Raw genomic sequence first — 15,493 nt, 5'->3', positions numbered from 1 at the left:
TTGGGACGGTGTCTGGTGGAATGAAGGATTGTCTTAGATGCGCTCTTCCGTCGTCGCATCGAACAGCGAGGCCATGGACATATCGAAGGCGAGCTTGACCTTCGTGCCGGGCGCAAAACGGCGATGCCCGCCGACACGCACCGACAATGTGTGACCGGCAAGCTTGAGCCAGATGAGGTTATCGGCACCCATCGGCTCTTCGATGTCGACCACGGCGTCGTGGATGTCGCCACCGGTGATATCGTTATCGACCCGCACATGCTCCGGACGCACGCCGAGAACGGCAGGAGTTCCTGCGGTGAGTGGCGTGGAGGCATCATATCCATCGAGGGTGAAGCTGACGCCATTGGCCACGAATTCGACCTTGCCGTTTTTCTCAGCCAGTTCGCCCCGCAGGAAGTTCATGGACGGGGAACCGATAAAGCCGGCAACGAACAGGTTTCTTGGCCTATTGTAGATGGAAATCGGATCATCCAGCTGCTGGATGACACCGCTTTTCATGATGGCGATGCGGTCTGCCAGCGTCAGCGCTTCGATCTGGTCATGCGTGACATAGATCATCGTGTTTTTCAGCGACTGGTGGAGCCGTTTGATTTCCACGCGCAGTTCGGAGCGCAGTTTTGCATCGAGGTTGGACAGAGGTTCATCGAACAGAAACACATCCACGTCGCGCACCAGTGCGCGGCCGATGGCGACACGCTGACGCTGTCCGCCCGAAAGCTCGGCGGGCTTTCTTTTCAGCAGCGGCTCGATCTGAAGAATGCCAGCGGCGCGCTTGACGCGCTTGTCGATTTCTTCCTTGGGAACTTTGGCCACTTGCAGGCCGAAGGACAGGTTCTTTTCAACCGTCATCTGCGGGTAGAGCGCGTAAGACTGGAACACCATGCCGATGCCGCGATCTTTTGGCTCTTCCCATGTGACGTTGCGGTCCTTGATGAAGATTTGCCCTTCCGTCGGCTCCAGAAGTCCAGCAATGCAATTGAGCAATGTGGATTTTCCGCAGCCGGACGAGCCGAGAAGAACGAGAAACTCACCTTCGTAAATGTCGAGATTGAGGTCTGTCAGCACGTTGACCGCACCGAATGACAAAGACAGGTCGCGAATGGAAACGCTTTTATTCATGAAGCTTAACCCTTGACTGCGCCTGCGGCGATGCCGCGGACAAAAAGTCTGCCTGAAACGAAATAGACGAGCAGCGGAACGGCACCGGTGAGAAGGGTTGCCGCCATGTTGACGTTGTATTCCTTCACGCCTTGAACCGAGTTGACGATGTTGTTGAGCTGAACCGTCATCGGGTAATATTCCGGTCTGGTGAAGACGACGCCGAACAGGAAGTCGTTCCAGATGCCGGTAACCTGCAGGATCATGGCCACCACGAAAATCGGCAGCGACATGGGCGCCATGATGCGGAAATAGATTTGCCAGAAATTCGCACCATCGATACGGGCCGCCTTGAACAACTCTTCCGGCAGGCCCGCGAAGTAGTTGCGGAACAACAGCGTCAGAATGGGCATGCCGAAAATCGTATGGACGATGATGAGGCCGGTCAGCGTGCCGTAAATGCCCAGTTCGCGCAGAACGATCACGATCGGATAGATCATGACCTGATAGGGAATGAACGCACCGATGATGAGAATGGAGAAGAACAGCTCCGAACCTTTGAACTTCCAGTTCGCCAGAGCGTAACCGCTGATCGAAGCAATCACGATCGATACGATGGTGGACGGGAGCATGATCCGCACGGAGTTCCAGAAGCCGCGCGACAGGCCATCGCAGTTCAAGCCCGTGCAGGCATTGGCCCAGGCCTTGACCCAAGGCTCGAAGGTGATTTCCAGCGGTGGGGCGAAGATATTGCCCATACGGATTTCCGGCATGCCTTTCAGCGATGTGACGACCATCACGTAAAGCGGCAGGAGATAATAGAGAGCGGCGACGGTGAGCGTTCCGTACAGGATGATGTTGCGTCGGGACAGGCGCTTGCGCGGCTTGCGTCCGCGAGGTCCGCTCACGTCCTTCGAAACGGCATCCACGCCAGCGGCAACGGTATTGAGCGTCGAGATGTTAGCCACGTTTGCGCCCTCCAAATTCGAGGTAAGCCCATGGAATGATGATGATAGCAACGGTGAGCAGCATCATGGTGGAAGCGGCAAAGCCCTGCCCCAGATTCTGCGCCTGGAACATGTAGTCATAGACATATTTGGCCGGCACTTCCGACGCGATGCCGGGTCCACCACTGGTTTGCGCCACCACCAGATCGTAAACCTTGACGATGCCGCTGGCGATGATGACGAGCGTGGTGATGAAAACCGGACGCATCATGGGAATGACAATGAGGATGTAGGTTTTCCACATGGGAATGCCGTCTACCCGCGAAGCCTTCCAGATATCCTCATCGATGCCGCGCAGACCCGCCAGCATCAGGCACATGACGAGGCCGGTGCCCTGCCAGAGCGCTGCGATCAGGATGCCATAGATCACGAAATCCGAGTTATAGAGCGGGTCGAACGTGAAGCTCTCCCATCCGAGAGACCGCACAACGGCTTGAACGCCGAACTCCGGATTGAGCAGCCATTGCCACACCAGACCCGTGACGATGAATGAGAGTGCGAATGGATAAAGAAAGATCGTGCGGAAGGTATTTTCAAATCGTATCTTCTGGTCCATCAGCGCCGCCAGCACGAAGCCGATGACGAGACTGAAAATCAGCGAAAGAATACCATAAATGGCAAGGTTCTGGATCGAAATGATCCAGCGTGGTGCAGCCCACAGGCGCTCATACTGCTCAAAACCAATAAAAGTCGCGCGAGGCAGCAATTTCGAATTTGTAAAAGAATAAACGACCGTCCAGATCGTTCCGCCCAGGAAGATGACCATCGCGGTCAGGATCATGGGTATCGATGCAATCTTAGAATTCAGATTGCGGAACAGCTGGTTTGGACGACCAGAATGGCTTTTGACTGCCATGACCACTCCCTATCAATCATAATGGTTGATTGTGCAGCGGGTAGCCGGAAGCCATTCCGCGGCACATTTTCCAGACACGCCAAAACGGCGTTGCAAGGTCCGGCAAGGAGGTGTCTGAACCGAAAAGCCCGGTTCAGACCTTGAGGATCAGTCCGCAGACGAGATGATGTCAGCGAAACGCTTCTGGGCGGCTTCAGCCGTCAGAGATGCGTTAGCGAAAAATTCCGACATCAAGTCTTCTTTCTGCTTTTGCGTATCGGCGGAAATTAGCTGATCGGTACTGGGAAGAACGCTGCCTTTCGCAAGAATGGCCAAGCCCTTCTTCATGCAGTCATTCGCTACACCGAGGTCAACGTCACCCCTGATCGGCAGGGAGCCCTTCTTCAGGTTGAATGCAACCTGTGTCTTGGGATCGACGATAACTTCGGCAAGCACTTCCTGCGCCTTGGACTTGGCTTCATCTTTAAGCAGCGGGAAATAGAAGGCGTCGCCGTTGGCTGTCAAATACTCATTGAGGCCGAGACCCGGAAGGCAAGTGTAGTCTGTGCCAGCTTTCTGGTTTGCAAGCTGGAATTCACCCTGCGCCCAATCGCCCATGATCTGACCACCGGCTTTACCGGTGATGACCATATTGGTTGCCTGGTTCCAGTCCTGAACGTTTGAACCCTTGGTCAGCTTGCGGGCTTCGTCGGCCGCAGCGAAGATTTTCTGCATATCCGCGCCTGCTGCGACGTCAGCGTCCTTATTCTTGTAGACTTTTTCGTAAAGGTCTTTGCCACCCAGCGAAATCATCAGCGTGTCGAACAGACCATTGGCCTGCCAGGCCTGCCCACCCAGGGCGAGAGGCTGAATGCCAGCCTTTTGAAGCGCTGGGGCTGCGGCAATGAATTCAGTCCAGTTTTTCGGAACCTCAACGCCAGCCTTTTTGAAGGCAGCATTGGAAAGCCACAACCACTGCCAGGAGTGAATGTTGACAGGCGCACAATAAATCTTGCCATCGATGGTGCAGCTATCCAACAGACTGGACGGCTTGATGACCTCTTTCCAGTTGCCCTTTTCCGCAACATCCGTCAGATCACGCATCAGTCCAGACTGAACGAGTTCCTCTGCCTGACGGCCATGATTGAACTGGGTTGCACCCATCGGATCACCACCGGTGATACGGCTGATCATGATCGGCCTTGCTGTACCGCCGGACCCGGCAATCGCGCCATCAATCCATTTATTTCCGGTTGCATCGAACGCCTTGGCCAGCTCTCCCACCGCGGCGGCTTCGCCACCCGATGTCCACCAGTGCGTCACCTCGAGGTCAGTGGCCCCGGCAAACCCCGCCGGTAACATGACACCAGCCGCCAGAGCGGCCGAAATAAAACGAATGCGCATGAGTCTCCTCCCTCACTGAAACGTTGCCGTAAAAACCTATTCGAATCATTCCGGTTCTGCAACAGCGCGGGTCATAAAAAATTAAGCTCACTAAAATTCATATTTTACAGGTACTTATGGAACGCATTGGCTGCCGCGTGATGCGAGTTTGGGAAAAAACTGACATATGCAAAGAAACTGCGTAGAATTTCATTCTCTGGCGTCAAGACAATTTGCAGAAAGCAAATTTTGAACCGACGGCAACTAACTGACCAGACTGAACATCCATTTAAGCAAGCACAGCCAAGGTATTCACACGAGGCTCCTCGTCGCTGCCTGCGAATATTGTCGTATCTATTATAGGTAGTAAAATGCGCTATATTCTCCTTCAGCGCACTTCAATTAAGGCAATGCGACCATAAGTCTTAAGGACTGCGACTAATCGCAACCGCTATTAACTACGCCTTAACCACTCCACGCATATCAATAAGCTAATATGACAGGCCGGAACAAGAGATAACGACACGCAGTCGAAGTGGTTCCGCCGTCGTAACGGGTTGCATGAAGCCTGCCCGATTTTCAAGAATGTACGGATTTGAAACGCTTTCCCGCTTGGCGAGGACGGCGCGGTCGCGGCTGTCTTTTCATCGTCAATCGAAGCATGGGGCTCTGCCGACAAGGGCGGATGAGCTGTGTCCGGTTGTACCGTGACAGGCGATACGCCGTTGCCGACCGCGATACGCGTAAGACGGACCCAAATCCATGAAGTGTCAATCGACGCTGACACGTCGGCATGACGGCGGATGCCGCAATGTCGATGAGGACGCGCGACGACTGTGGCTGACTTGCATTCGAAGGCAACGTGGAAATTTAGGAACACTGATGACACCAGAGATACTCAATTTGCCCCCTTCCCTTTCCATTCGCGGAATTGCTGCCGTGCAGGAGAGCCTTCTCGAAGCCCTGCAGATGAACAAGGCTGTCACCATCGACATCCCAGCCGATGCCCAGACCGATCTGAGTTTCATACAGCTCATCGAAGCGTCGCGGCTCTATGCGCGCGCAGAGGGCAAATACATCACTCTTACGAAGCCAGCCTCGCCCGGTGTCGTCGATACCCTGCGCCGCGGCGGCTTTCTCACGACTATGGACGAGGCCTCTCGCCTCTTCTGGCTGCATGGAAAGGAAATACAATGAGCGCCAACATTCTCACCGTCGACGATTCTGCCAGCATCAGAATGACGACGAAAATTGCCCTGACGAACGCAGGTTATCAGGTGACGGAAGCAGTTGATGGTGCAGATGGCCTGAACAAGGCCAAAGGTGGTTCGTTCGATCTCATCGTTACCGACCTGAACATGCCGAACATGAATGGTCTTGAAATGATCGAAGCACTGCGCCAGTCGCCTGCGCATACCGGCATTCCGATCATCTTTTTGACCACGGAGTCGGACGCAGACATGAAAGCCCGCGCGAAGGCTGCAGGCGCGACCGGCTGGGTCACGAAGCCGTTCGACCCGGAAAATCTCGTCAAAATCGTTAAAAAGGTTCTCGGTAGATGAATATACTGGACCCCATTCAGGTTTTCAGAACAGAGGCGGCAGAGCTTTTCGAGCAAATCGAAAGCGGTCTGCTCGATCTGTTGCATGACCTGTCCAATCAGGGACAGATCGACGCCGTCTTTCGCGGCCTGCATACTCTCAAGGGGTCCGGAGCCATGTTCGGATTCGAGGCGCTGGCAGCCTTCACGCACCATTGCGAAACCGCTTTCGACCGGGTTCGCAAGGGTGAGGTACCGGCCAGCAGCGAGTTGATCGCAGCTGTTCTTGAGGCGCAGGACCACATGCGCCGCCTCGTCGACAATCCCGCAACCGCCTTTCCCGAAACGGGGGATCGCCTTCTCGCCAAGCTGGAAGCAGCGGTTGGCAGTGGCGCAAGCACCGTTCAACATTCAGCCTCGCCAGTCACAGCCACGAAGGCGGACGAACCGTCTGCCGCTACCTGGCAGATCGATTTCAGCCTTCCTGCCAACGCCATGGCTAACGGCACGAACCCGCTCGGCCTTCTGGATGAACTGGCAGAACTGGGAGAATGCACGATTGCCGTCAACACGGCAGCCATTCCCGCACTCGATGCGATTGACCCGACCAACCTCTATCTGTCCTGGTCGGTCACACTGACGATGGATCACCCGCGCTCGGCCATCGATGATGTCTTCATCTTCGTCATGGACGATATGGAGATCGAGGTCAAAAAAATCTCGAGCGAGCCTGCGCCATCCGCTGAAATCACGCCGCCACCGGCACCCGTGGAAGAAGCGGCAAAGGCCAATCCCACAGCCGCGCAGGCCAACGCCGATGGCAAACAGAACAAGAGCGCCGAAAACGTTCGCGTTCCCGCCGAGCGCCTTGACGAATTGATGGACCGCGTCGGTGAGCTCGTCATCGCCCAGTCGCGACTGTCGCAGCTTGCAAATACCAGCGTGGATATCCAGCTTCGCTCCGTCTCGGAAGATGTCGAGCGCCTGTCGGGCGAGCTCCGCGATACGATGATGGTGCTGCGCATGGTGCCCATCACGCAGCTGTTCGGACGCTTCCGCCGCCTCGTCCACGATCTCGCCCGCGAGACCGGAAAGCAGATCGAGCTTGTGACGGAAGGCGAAAGCACCGAAGTCGACAAGGCTGTCATCGAACGCCTCGCCGATCCGCTCGTCCATCTCGTGCGCAACTCCTGCGATCATGGGCTTGAAACGCCTGATGAACGTATCGCAGCAGGGAAGAAGCCTGCCGGGCAGGTCACGCTGGTCGCACGCCAGACCGGTGGCGACGTGACCATCACCATTCGTGACGACGGTCGCGGGATCGATCGCCAGCGAGTACGGGCAAAGGCTGAATCTTCCGGTCTGGTTGCACCCGGTGCCACGCTGACCGACCAGGAACTCCTGCAGATGATCTTCGAGCCGGGCTTCTCGACCGCAGCTCAGGTCACCAATCTTTCCGGTCGCGGTGTCGGCATGGACGTGGTGAAGAAGACGATCGAAGCCCTGCGCGGCACGATCAATGTCACAAGCACGCCGGGCGCGGGGTCGGAAATCACCCTCGCCATTCCGCTTACGCTTGCGATCATCGACGGCCTCCTCGTACGGGTCGGCTCCGGCTGCTACGTCATTCCGCTGTCTGCAGTAGAAGAATGCCTCGAGCTTTCTCCCGAAAATGACGTCAAGTCGCGTGGCCGCTCGTTCATTTCGCTGCGGGAAAGCCTCGTTCCCTTCATTCGCCTGCGCGAACTCTTCCACACCGGCACAAAGCCCGATCAGTTCCAGAAAGTCGTCGTCATCTCGACGGGGTCGGAGCGAGTCGGCCTCGTCGTCGACCAGATCATCGGTGACCACCAGACCGTCATCAAGGCGATGTCGAAACTCCACCACGATGTCGCGACCTTCTCTGGCGCAACCATTCTGGGTGATGGCAGCGTCGCCCTCATTCTCGATGTCGGACACCTCGTGGCCGCAGGCCAGCAGCAGGAGGCGCAAATGCGTATTGCCGGATGAACCAGCCACTTTTGAAACAGCCCGAAGACGTGTGGGGCAGCAGCGACGACCTCGAAGTTCTGACCTTCAGCATCGAAGGTGAAACCTTTGCCATCGAAGCCGTGCAGGTCCAGGAAATTCTCGATCTTCTGCCTGAAACTGCCGTTCCCGGTAGCAAGCCGTTCGTGGCCAGCGTCATCAATTTCCGTGGCAAGGTCATTCCGCTCGCCGATATTCGTCTGGCCTTCGGCATGGGTGCTGCTGAAAAAACCATCGACAGCCGCATCATCGTCATCGAATTGCCGATTGAGGGCGAACGGACGCTGGTCGGTCTGCGAACCGACAAGGTCTACGAAGTCACTACGTTCTCCAAGGCAGCCAGCGAACAACCACCAAGCGTGGGCATGCGGTGGCGCCCTGACTACATCAACTGCCTCGTCAAGAGAGGCAGCGAGTTCGTCATTCTTCCCAACCTCAATGCCATCTTTACCTCACAGCCTGACGCATCCGCAAAAGGCACGTCCCGCAACAACGTCATCGAACTCTCGAAGGAATTCTAGAATGCGATTTACCATTAAGATGAAACTAGCTGTCGCATTCGGATTTTTGATCTTGATGCTGGCAGGCACCGCCGGATACGGCATTCACAGCCTTGGCGTTGCCAAGGACGCCATGGACGATGTGGTGGACGGCACAGTCGTACGGCTGGATAAGGTCCACCAGATCAACGCCTTGGCTCTGGTAACCGTACGGTCGCAGAAAAACATCATTCTTGCCACCTCCCCAGCGGAAGTACAGACGTACAAGAATGCCGGCAACCAGAGCCGCGAACAGCTGAACAACCTCATCAACGACATGGCAAAGACCGCGCCACCGGAGATGCAGTCGCTCTGGACGAGCATTATGACGATCACCAAGAATTTCGAGGAGAGCGACGACCGCGTCCGCCAGTTGATCGCTGAAGGCAACACCTCTGCCGCTGCTGCCTACTCGGCAGGAGAAGGCCGCACTGCGGCAAACGAACTGACCCAAAAGCTCGACGAAACGGTCAAGTTCAACCGCACCCGCCTTGAAAACGCAAAGCAGGCTGCCGCTGCCGAATATGAAAACACGCGCATGATGCTCATCGCAGCATCGGTTGCCGCCGTCATCATCGCTATCGGCACCGCACTGTGGATCGCACTCGGCATCAGCAGCGGTCTTCGCAAGATCATGACGGTTGCTGAAGCTGTATCGGTCGGCGACCTCGACCAGGACGTCCAGATCAAGACGAACGACGAAATCAAGGATCTGGTTACCCGCATCAACACCATGACCGGCAACCTGCGCAACACGGCGAGCGTTGCCAATGAGATTGCCGACGGCAACCTTACCATCACGCCTAAGCCATTGTCTGACAAGGACACGTTGGGCCTGTCTCTGGAACGCATGGTGGAGCGTCTGCGCGGCGTCGTCAGCGATGCGCTGGCTGCTGCCGATAACGTCTCTTCCGGTAGCCAGGAACTGTCCGCCAGCTCCGAACAACTGTCGCAGGGCGCGACCGAACAGGCATCCTCTGCCGAAGAAGCATCGGCTTCGATGGAGCAGATGGCCGCCAACATCAAGCAGAACGCCGACAACGCCGCACAGACGGAAAAGATTGCCCGTCAGTCGTCGAAAGATGCCGAAGCCAGTGGTGAGGCCGTTGGTCGTGCCGTTTCCGCCATGCGCACCATCGCAGAAAAGATTTCCATCGTTCAGGAAATCGCTCGTCAGACAGACCTTCTCGCTCTGAACGCTGCCGTTGAAGCCGCCCGTGCTGGCGAACACGGTAAGGGTTTTGCGGTCGTAGCATCCGAAGTCCGCAAGCTGGCCGAACGCAGTCAGGCTGCAGCCGCCGAAATCTCATCCTTGTCCGGCGAAACGGTACAGGTTGCGACGGAAGCTGGCGATATGCTGAACCGTCTGGTTCCCGACATCCGCAAGACTGCGGAACTGGTTTCGGAAATTTCCGCCGCCTGCCGTGAACAGGACATCGGTGCAAGCCAGATCAACGAAGCGATCCAGCAGCTGGATCTTGTGACGCAGCAAAACTCCGGTGCATCCGAAGAAATGTCGGCAACATCGGAAGAACTGGCTGCACAGGCGGAAGAACTGCAGGCCAGCATTGCATTCTTCAAGGTCGAACGTGGCAATTCTGGACATGCACAGAAGGCTTACACTGCGCCACGCGCCGCTGCACCAGCACCTCGCCCCGTCGCAAAACCCGCCGCGCCAACACGTCGTCCTGATCAGTCGGTTCACTCACAACAGGCCCGCGCAAAGGGCTTTGCCCTGGACATGTCCATGGGTGGACCGGATGCAGACGACGCCGACTTCCGCGAAAGCGCGTGAATCGAAACATCCCCGTTTCGTTCGTTTTGATGACGAAGCGGGGAACTACCCTTTTCGAGACTGAAGCATTCCATCCGACCGTTCTGGCAACCCGGAGATGACCTGGCTTGCGGTTCAAGTTTTACAAGGAATAGTATTATGCACCTCACCATCAAACTTAAGTTGGCAATTGCCTTTGGCCTCATTATTTTGATGATGGCTGGTATATCCGTTTATTCGATCAACAGCCTTAACAGCTTGAACACGGCTATCAGCAACGTGATATCCGGCCCCGCCGCACGCCTTGAGGCGGCGCAGGAGCTTGGCCGCATTCAGCTGCGCTTCACCCGCTCGCAGATGAACATGTCGACTGCCGATAACACCGCAGCAGCTGAACAATCCATCCAGAACAGTGATTTATATCGCAGCCAGTTTCACGAAAAGGTCGATTGGCTTCAGAAGAATGCGACGACAGATCAAGGTCGCATGCAATGGCGTACCGTTGCGGAACTGGGTGAAAAACTGTTTCAAGTCGACGAAGAGATCCGGAAGCTCGTCAGAGCCGGCGACCTTCAGTCCGCTTTGGTCAAGACAAAAACTGAAAGCCGTGAGGCGACCGACAAGATCGGCGAAATCATCGACCAGCGCGTAGAAGCAAACAGAGGCCAGATGCGGCAGGCCGATACGGATACCGATGCGCTTTACGACACGACATGGACTATGATCACCAGCGTTTCCGCAGTCGCAATCGTGGTCGCTCTTGCTGCGGCGCTGATGATAGCACTGGGCATCGTTAAGGGTCTGAACAAAGCAACATCAGCGGTACGGAAAGTTGCCGATGGCGATCTGACGACGCTGAGCGAAATTACGTCGCGTGATGAAATCGGCAAGCTTCTTGAACACGTCAACGTGATGATCGAGCGTCTGCGCGGTGTTGTCGCCGACTCGCTGTCTGCCGCCGATAACGTTTCGACCGGCAGCCAGGAACTGTCTGCCAGCTCCGAGCAGGTTTCGCAAGGCGCAACAGAACAGGCTTCCTCCACCGAAGAGGCATCCGCCTCCATGGAGCAGATGGCGGCCAACATTCGCCAGAACGCTGAAAATGCGGCACAGACGGAGAAGATCGCCCGCCAGTCCTCCACCGATGCCGAAGCCAGCGGTGCCGCTGTCGGTCGCGCCGTCGTCGCCATGCGCACCATTGCCGAGAAGATTTCCATCGTTCAGGAAATCGCGCGCCAGACCGATCTTCTCGCCCTGAATGCAGCGGTGGAAGCAGCCCGCGCGGGTGAGCATGGCAAGGGCTTTGCGGTCGTTGCCTCTGAAGTCCGCAAATTGGCCGAACGCAGCCAGTCCGCCGCAGCCGAAATCAGCGCCATGTCAAGCCAGACGGTCTCGGCTGCCGCTGAGGCCGGGGACATGCTGAACCGTCTGGTTCCCGACATCCGCAAGACGGCTGAACTCGTTGCCGAAATCTCTGCGGCCTGTCGCGAGCAGGATATCGGCGCCAACCAGATCAATGAGGCGATCCAGCAGCTCGACCGTGTGACGCAGCAAAACACCAGCGCATCGGAAGAAATGTCGGCAACCTCGGAAGAGCTGGCAGCACAGGCCGAGGAGCTTCAGGCCAGCATTGCCTTCTTCAAGGTCGAGCGCGCAGCACAGTCAGCTCAGCGTGCAGCGTCGCAAATCCAGGCATCCAGCCGTTCCGGTCAGGGCGCAGCCCCGTCATCGAAGGTCGTGGTTCGCAGACCGAGCGACAATTCGATCGGAGGCCAGCAGGCACGTGCTAAGGGCTTTGCACTGGATATGTCCATGGGCGGCCCGGATGCGGACGACCAGGATTTCCGCCAGTCCGCATAACCGCACAATGAGCGGCGGGCGATGATCCCTCCGCCGTCCCATCCCCGAAAATCGATCAGACGCAGACGCACTCGACCGAAAAGACCATGACTTTGGAGAAAACGTAAAATGGCGAGCCCATCATCTCATACCCAGTACGTGACGTTTAGTCTTGGCGAGGAAGTGTTCGCTGTTCCCGTGGATGTCGTGCGTGAGATTCTCGACCACGAGGAGGCGTTCAAGATTCCTCACGGGCCGGATTATCTGCTGGGATTGCGCGACGTTCGCGGTCAGGGTGTTCCCGTCATCGATCTGCGTCTACGTCTGGGCATGACACGAACGGTCAAGACGCCGCACACTCGAATCCTCGTTCTCGACATTCCCTTTGCCGACAAGGTGCTGGCGCTCGGCCTCGTCGCCGACAAGGTCTTCGAGGTCACGCCATTTCAGCTCGATCAGATCGAAACCGCACCCGATATCGGCATTCGCTGGAACTCCAGCTACATCGCCGGCGTCGTTCGCCGTGAAGGTGATTTTGTGGTCATCATCGATCTTGCGCAGTTGTTTTCAAACGAAGCGAGCGATCTTGCCAGGGTCAATGGCGGACCAATGCGCGCTGCGTGAAAGGAATTTTAGAGTTGAGTACAGCTGTCAGCGTAAATTTTGACGACAACCTGAGCACCCGTGATTTCCGAGAACTTTCCAGTTTCATCTACGACTATTGCGGTATCAAGATGCCGGAAACGAAGCGATCCATGCTGGAAGGCAGGCTGCGCAAACGTCTTCGGGCAACAGGCCACCCGACATTCAGCTCCTATTGCAATTTCCTGTTCCGCGAAGGCGGCATGGAAAGCGAATCGATATTTCTGATCGATGTCGTAACCACCAACAAAACCGACTTCTTTCGCGAGCCGAACCATTTCGACTATATGGAAAAGGTCGCTCTTCCGGCTCTGGCCAAGCGCGGTGTTGGCCGTATTCGCGCCTGGAGTTCGGCATGTTCAACGGGCGCCGAGCCCTATACCATGGCGATGGTGATGGCGGATGCCGTGGAAAAAGGCGTCATTTCCGATTTCACCATTCTTGCGACAGACCTGTCCACTGATGTGCTCAAGAAAGCCCATAGCGGCATCTACTCGCGTGATCTGGTTGATCCTGTGCCTTCGGAGTTAAGACGCAGATACGTCATGCAAGCCAAGGAAAAGCATCGCAACGAAGTGCGGATCGTAGCGGGCCTACGCTCCAAGATCGGCTTTGCCCGTATGAACCTGATGAACCCGAGCTACGACATCGGTGATCCGGTCCACCTGCTGTTCTGCCGAAATGTGCTGATCTACTTCGACAAGAAGACCCAGACGCACGTTCTTACGCAATTGTGCAAGTGTCTGGCACCCGGTGGTTACCTGCTCATCGGTCATTCCGAAACCGTAACAGGGATCGATCTTCCGATAAAGCAGGTTGCCAACACCGTCTTCATGAAACAATAGTCGCAGGCATGGTCAAAAAAATCCGCGTCCTTATCGTCGATGATTCCGCCAGCGTCAGGCAGACGCTCACCGCCGTTCTTCAGGCTGATCCCGCCATCGAGGTTATCGGCGCAGCGTCCGATCCCTTCATGGCGGCAAAGAAGATACAGGAAGACCTGCCCGACGTGATAACGCTGGATGTGGAAATGCCGCGTATGGACGGCATCACTTTTCTGCGCAAGATCATGTCTCAGCATCCGATACCTGTCGTCATGTGCTCCTCCCTGACGGAAGCAGGATCGGAGACGTTGATTCAGGCACTGGAAGCAGGCGCGGTCGACATCATTTTGAAACCGCGCATCGGCGCTGCCGATCATCTGGCAGAATCTGCCCTGCGGATATGCGAAGTGGTGAAAAGCGCCGCTCATGCTCGTGTCAAAGGAATGCGCGTATCTGCCCGCCAACCGGCAGCCATGGCACCACAGGCGAAGTTGACCGCAGATGCCGTCCTACCGCCCCCCTCCGGAAAAGCCATGGCCAGAACCACGGAAATGGTGGTCTGCGTCGGCGCATCGACGGGTGGTACGGAAGCCCTGCGCGAAATGCTGGAAAAGCTGCCCGCCAACTCGCCGGGCATGGTCATCGTCCAGCATATGCCAGAAAAATTCACCGCAGCCTTTGCGCGACGCCTGAACACGCTCTGCGACGTGGAGATCAAGGAAGCGGCAGACGGCGATCCGGTGCTGCGTGGACATGTGCTGATCGCTCCCGGCGACAAGCACATGTTGCTGGAGCGACAGGGTGCGCGATATCATGTTTCCGTGCGCACCGGCCCTCTCGTATCGCGTCATCGTCCCTCCGTGGATGTGCTGTTCCGCTCGGCGGCACGTGCCGCCGGTGCCAATGCCATGGGCGTGATCATGACGGGCATGGGCGACGACGGTGCACGCGGCATGCTGGAAATGCATCAGGCAGGGGCATTGACCGTTGCCCAGGATGAGGCAAGCTCCGTCGTGTTCGGCATGCCCAAAGAAGCCATCGCCCACGGCGGCGTCGACAAGATCGTCCCGCTCGACCAGATCGCCCGTGAAATTCTGGCCGAAGATCGTCGACGTTGAGCGTTAAATTGCTTTTTCCATTAGGAAAGCATTAACCATAATGTTCAATGATCGATACGCGCCATGATTTCGGCGCGTCGAACAGGCGATGACCGTCTCAGCTTTATCGGATCAATCATGGCGGTCATTACATTCGCAAACACCAAGGGTGGCGCAGGCAAGACGACGGCAGTTTTGCTGCTGGCTTCGGAACTAGCGCGCCGTGGCTTGCGAATTTGTGTGATCGATACCGACCCCCAGCGCTGGCTTTCCAAGTGGCGGGAGGCCGCCGACCACCGGGTCGATCTTTCCGTCATAACCTATGTTTCGGCCACAAGCCTTCAGCAGCATGTTCTGGATAACAGACGTAAATTCGACCACGTCATCGTGGATTTGCCCGGCGCCCAGTCGCCGCTTCTGGCAACAGCCGTCGGCCTGTCCAATCACGTCCTGATCCCCGTGCAGGGCAGCACGATGGATGCACAGGGCGGCGCACAGGTTCTTGAACTGCTTCGCTATCTGGACGACCGCGCATCCATCAAGATTCCGCATTCCGTCGTGCTCTCGCGCGTCAATTCCATGGTCACCACGCGTGCCCTATTGGCCGCCAAGGTGCTGCTGGCAAAACGGAACGTACATGTGCTTGATACGCCCATCATCGAACGCGCGGCATTCCGCGACATGTTCGATTTCGGCGGTTATCTCCACATGATGAACCCTTCGCAGGTCAGCAATCTTGACAAGGCGCTGATCAACGCAAACGCGTTTGCCGATGAAGTCATGAGGTTGCTGCCTGCACAGTCGGTCGCCCGTTATTCCTCCGCCGCCTGATACTGCAAAACACCCCGGCGATCTGTGATCACCGGGGTGTTTTTGCGGTTCAA

Annotated in this window: 14 protein-coding genes; 10 read left to right on the top strand and 4 right to left on the bottom strand. The window is 56.7% G+C overall.

The window, feature by feature from the left end; translation table 11 throughout:
• Positions 1–33 precede the first annotated feature (33 nt).
• The 4 genes from ASF29_RS01920 to ASF29_RS01905 all read right to left on the bottom strand — a co-directional run bounded on the left by ASF29_RS01920 (position 34) and on the right by ASF29_RS01905 (position 4,347).
• Positions 34–1,122: an ABC transporter ATP-binding protein gene (locus ASF29_RS01920; protein ID WP_062448008.1), complete on the bottom strand. Its 1,089-nt coding sequence runs from the start codon at positions 1,120–1,122 to the stop codon at positions 34–36.
• A gap of 5 nt (positions 1,123–1,127) precedes the next feature.
• Positions 1,128–2,069, bottom strand: coding sequence for a carbohydrate ABC transporter permease (locus ASF29_RS01915; RefSeq protein WP_062448007.1), 942 nt, complete (start codon positions 2,067–2,069; stop codon positions 1,128–1,130).
• The gene (locus ASF29_RS01910) at positions 2,062–2,964 is read right to left on the bottom strand and encodes a sugar ABC transporter permease (protein ID WP_062448005.1); all 903 of its coding nucleotides are present in this window, start codon (positions 2,962–2,964) and stop codon (positions 2,062–2,064) included. Before ASF29_RS01910 ends, ASF29_RS01915 begins: the two co-directional genes overlap by 8 nt.
• Before the next feature lie 147 nt (positions 2,965–3,111).
• The gene (locus ASF29_RS01905) at positions 3,112–4,347 is read right to left on the bottom strand and encodes an ABC transporter substrate-binding protein (RefSeq protein ID WP_062448001.1); all 1,236 of its coding nucleotides are present in this window, start codon (positions 4,345–4,347) and stop codon (positions 3,112–3,114) included.
• A gap of 861 nt (positions 4,348–5,208) precedes the next feature.
• Between ASF29_RS01905 and ASF29_RS01900 the strand changes: the two genes are divergently transcribed.
• From ASF29_RS01900 to ASF29_RS01855, 10 genes are all read left to right on the top strand, one after another.
• A complete protein-coding gene (locus ASF29_RS01900) occupies positions 5,209–5,523 on the top strand; it encodes an STAS domain-containing protein (RefSeq protein ID WP_062447999.1) in 315 nt (104 codons plus the stop codon).
• Positions 5,520–5,888, top strand: coding sequence for a response regulator (locus ASF29_RS01895; protein ID WP_062447997.1), 369 nt, complete (start codon positions 5,520–5,522; stop codon positions 5,886–5,888). Before ASF29_RS01900 ends, ASF29_RS01895 begins: the two co-directional genes overlap by 4 nt.
• Entirely contained in the window at positions 5,885–7,876 is a 1,992-nt protein-coding gene (locus ASF29_RS01890) for a chemotaxis protein CheA (protein WP_062447996.1), read from the top strand. The genes ASF29_RS01895 and ASF29_RS01890 overlap by 4 nt, the downstream gene beginning before the upstream one ends.
• On the top strand, positions 7,873–8,415 hold the full coding sequence (locus ASF29_RS01885; protein WP_062447993.1) for a chemotaxis protein CheW: 543 nt from the start codon (positions 7,873–7,875) through the stop codon (positions 8,413–8,415). The genes ASF29_RS01890 and ASF29_RS01885 overlap by 4 nt, the downstream gene beginning before the upstream one ends.
• Before the next feature lies 1 nt (position 8,416).
• A complete protein-coding gene (locus ASF29_RS01880; protein ID WP_062447992.1) occupies positions 8,417–10,228 on the top strand; it encodes a methyl-accepting chemotaxis protein in 1,812 nt (603 codons plus the stop codon).
• Positions 10,229–10,366: 138 nt separating this feature from the next.
• Entirely contained in the window at positions 10,367–12,067 is a 1,701-nt protein-coding gene (locus tag ASF29_RS01875; protein WP_062447990.1) for a methyl-accepting chemotaxis protein, read from the top strand.
• 108 nt (positions 12,068–12,175) lie between these two features.
• Positions 12,176–12,670 carry a chemotaxis protein CheW gene (locus tag ASF29_RS01870; RefSeq protein ID WP_062447988.1) on the top strand — a complete coding sequence of 165 codons (495 nt, stop codon included), beginning with the start codon at positions 12,176–12,178 and terminating at the stop codon, positions 12,668–12,670.
• Positions 12,671–12,684: 14 nt separating this feature from the next.
• Positions 12,685–13,533 carry a CheR family methyltransferase gene (locus ASF29_RS01865; RefSeq protein WP_156462496.1) on the top strand — a complete coding sequence of 283 codons (849 nt, stop codon included), beginning with the start codon at positions 12,685–12,687 and terminating at the stop codon, positions 13,531–13,533.
• 8 nt (positions 13,534–13,541) lie between these two features.
• Complete coding sequence (locus ASF29_RS01860) at positions 13,542–14,630, top strand: chemotaxis response regulator protein-glutamate methylesterase (protein ID WP_062447986.1); 1,089 nt, start codon at positions 13,542–13,544, stop codon at positions 14,628–14,630.
• Positions 14,631–14,747: 117 nt separating this feature from the next.
• Positions 14,748–15,440: a ParA family protein gene (locus tag ASF29_RS01855; RefSeq protein ID WP_062448622.1), complete on the top strand. Its 693-nt coding sequence runs from the start codon at positions 14,748–14,750 to the stop codon at positions 15,438–15,440.
• The last annotated feature ends 53 nt before the right edge of the window (positions 15,441–15,493 follow it).

Source organism: Rhizobium sp. Leaf262 (assembly GCF_001422245.1).
Taxonomy (GTDB): domain Bacteria; phylum Pseudomonadota; class Alphaproteobacteria; order Rhizobiales; family Rhizobiaceae; genus Agrobacterium.
Note: the sequence above shows the minus strand (reverse complement) of the source record. Positions and strands in the feature narration are given on the sequence as shown.

Excerpts from the sequence above, each read along its gene's own strand:
- ASF29_RS01900 (WP_062447999.1), top strand. The coding sequence starts at position 5,209 with ATGACACCAGAGATACTCAATTTGCCCCCTTCCCTTTCCATTCGCGGA.
- ASF29_RS01895 (WP_062447997.1), top strand. The coding sequence starts at position 5,520 with ATGAGCGCCAACATTCTCACCGTCGACGATTCTGCCAGCATCAGAATG.
- ASF29_RS01860 (WP_062447986.1), top strand. The coding sequence starts at position 13,542 with ATGGTCAAAAAAATCCGCGTCCTTATCGTCGATGATTCCGCCAGCGTC.
- ASF29_RS01885 (WP_062447993.1), top strand. The coding sequence starts at position 7,873 with ATGAACCAGCCACTTTTGAAACAGCCCGAAGACGTGTGGGGCAGCAGC.
- ASF29_RS01880 (WP_062447992.1), top strand. The coding sequence starts at position 8,417 with ATGCGATTTACCATTAAGATGAAACTAGCTGTCGCATTCGGATTTTTG.
- ASF29_RS01855 (WP_062448622.1), top strand. The coding sequence starts at position 14,748 with ATGGCGGTCATTACATTCGCAAACACCAAGGGTGGCGCAGGCAAGACG.
- ASF29_RS01905 (WP_062448001.1), bottom strand. The coding sequence starts at position 4,347 with ATGCGCATTCGTTTTATTTCGGCCGCTCTGGCGGCTGGTGTCATGTTA.
- ASF29_RS01890 (WP_062447996.1), top strand. The coding sequence starts at position 5,885 with ATGAATATACTGGACCCCATTCAGGTTTTCAGAACAGAGGCGGCAGAG.
- ASF29_RS01870 (WP_062447988.1), top strand. The coding sequence starts at position 12,176 with ATGGCGAGCCCATCATCTCATACCCAGTACGTGACGTTTAGTCTTGGC.
- ASF29_RS01875 (WP_062447990.1), top strand. The coding sequence starts at position 10,367 with ATGCACCTCACCATCAAACTTAAGTTGGCAATTGCCTTTGGCCTCATT.
- ASF29_RS01920 (WP_062448008.1), bottom strand. The coding sequence starts at position 1,122 with ATGAATAAAAGCGTTTCCATTCGCGACCTGTCTTTGTCATTCGGTGCG.
- ASF29_RS01910 (WP_062448005.1), bottom strand. The coding sequence starts at position 2,964 with ATGGCAGTCAAAAGCCATTCTGGTCGTCCAAACCAGCTGTTCCGCAAT.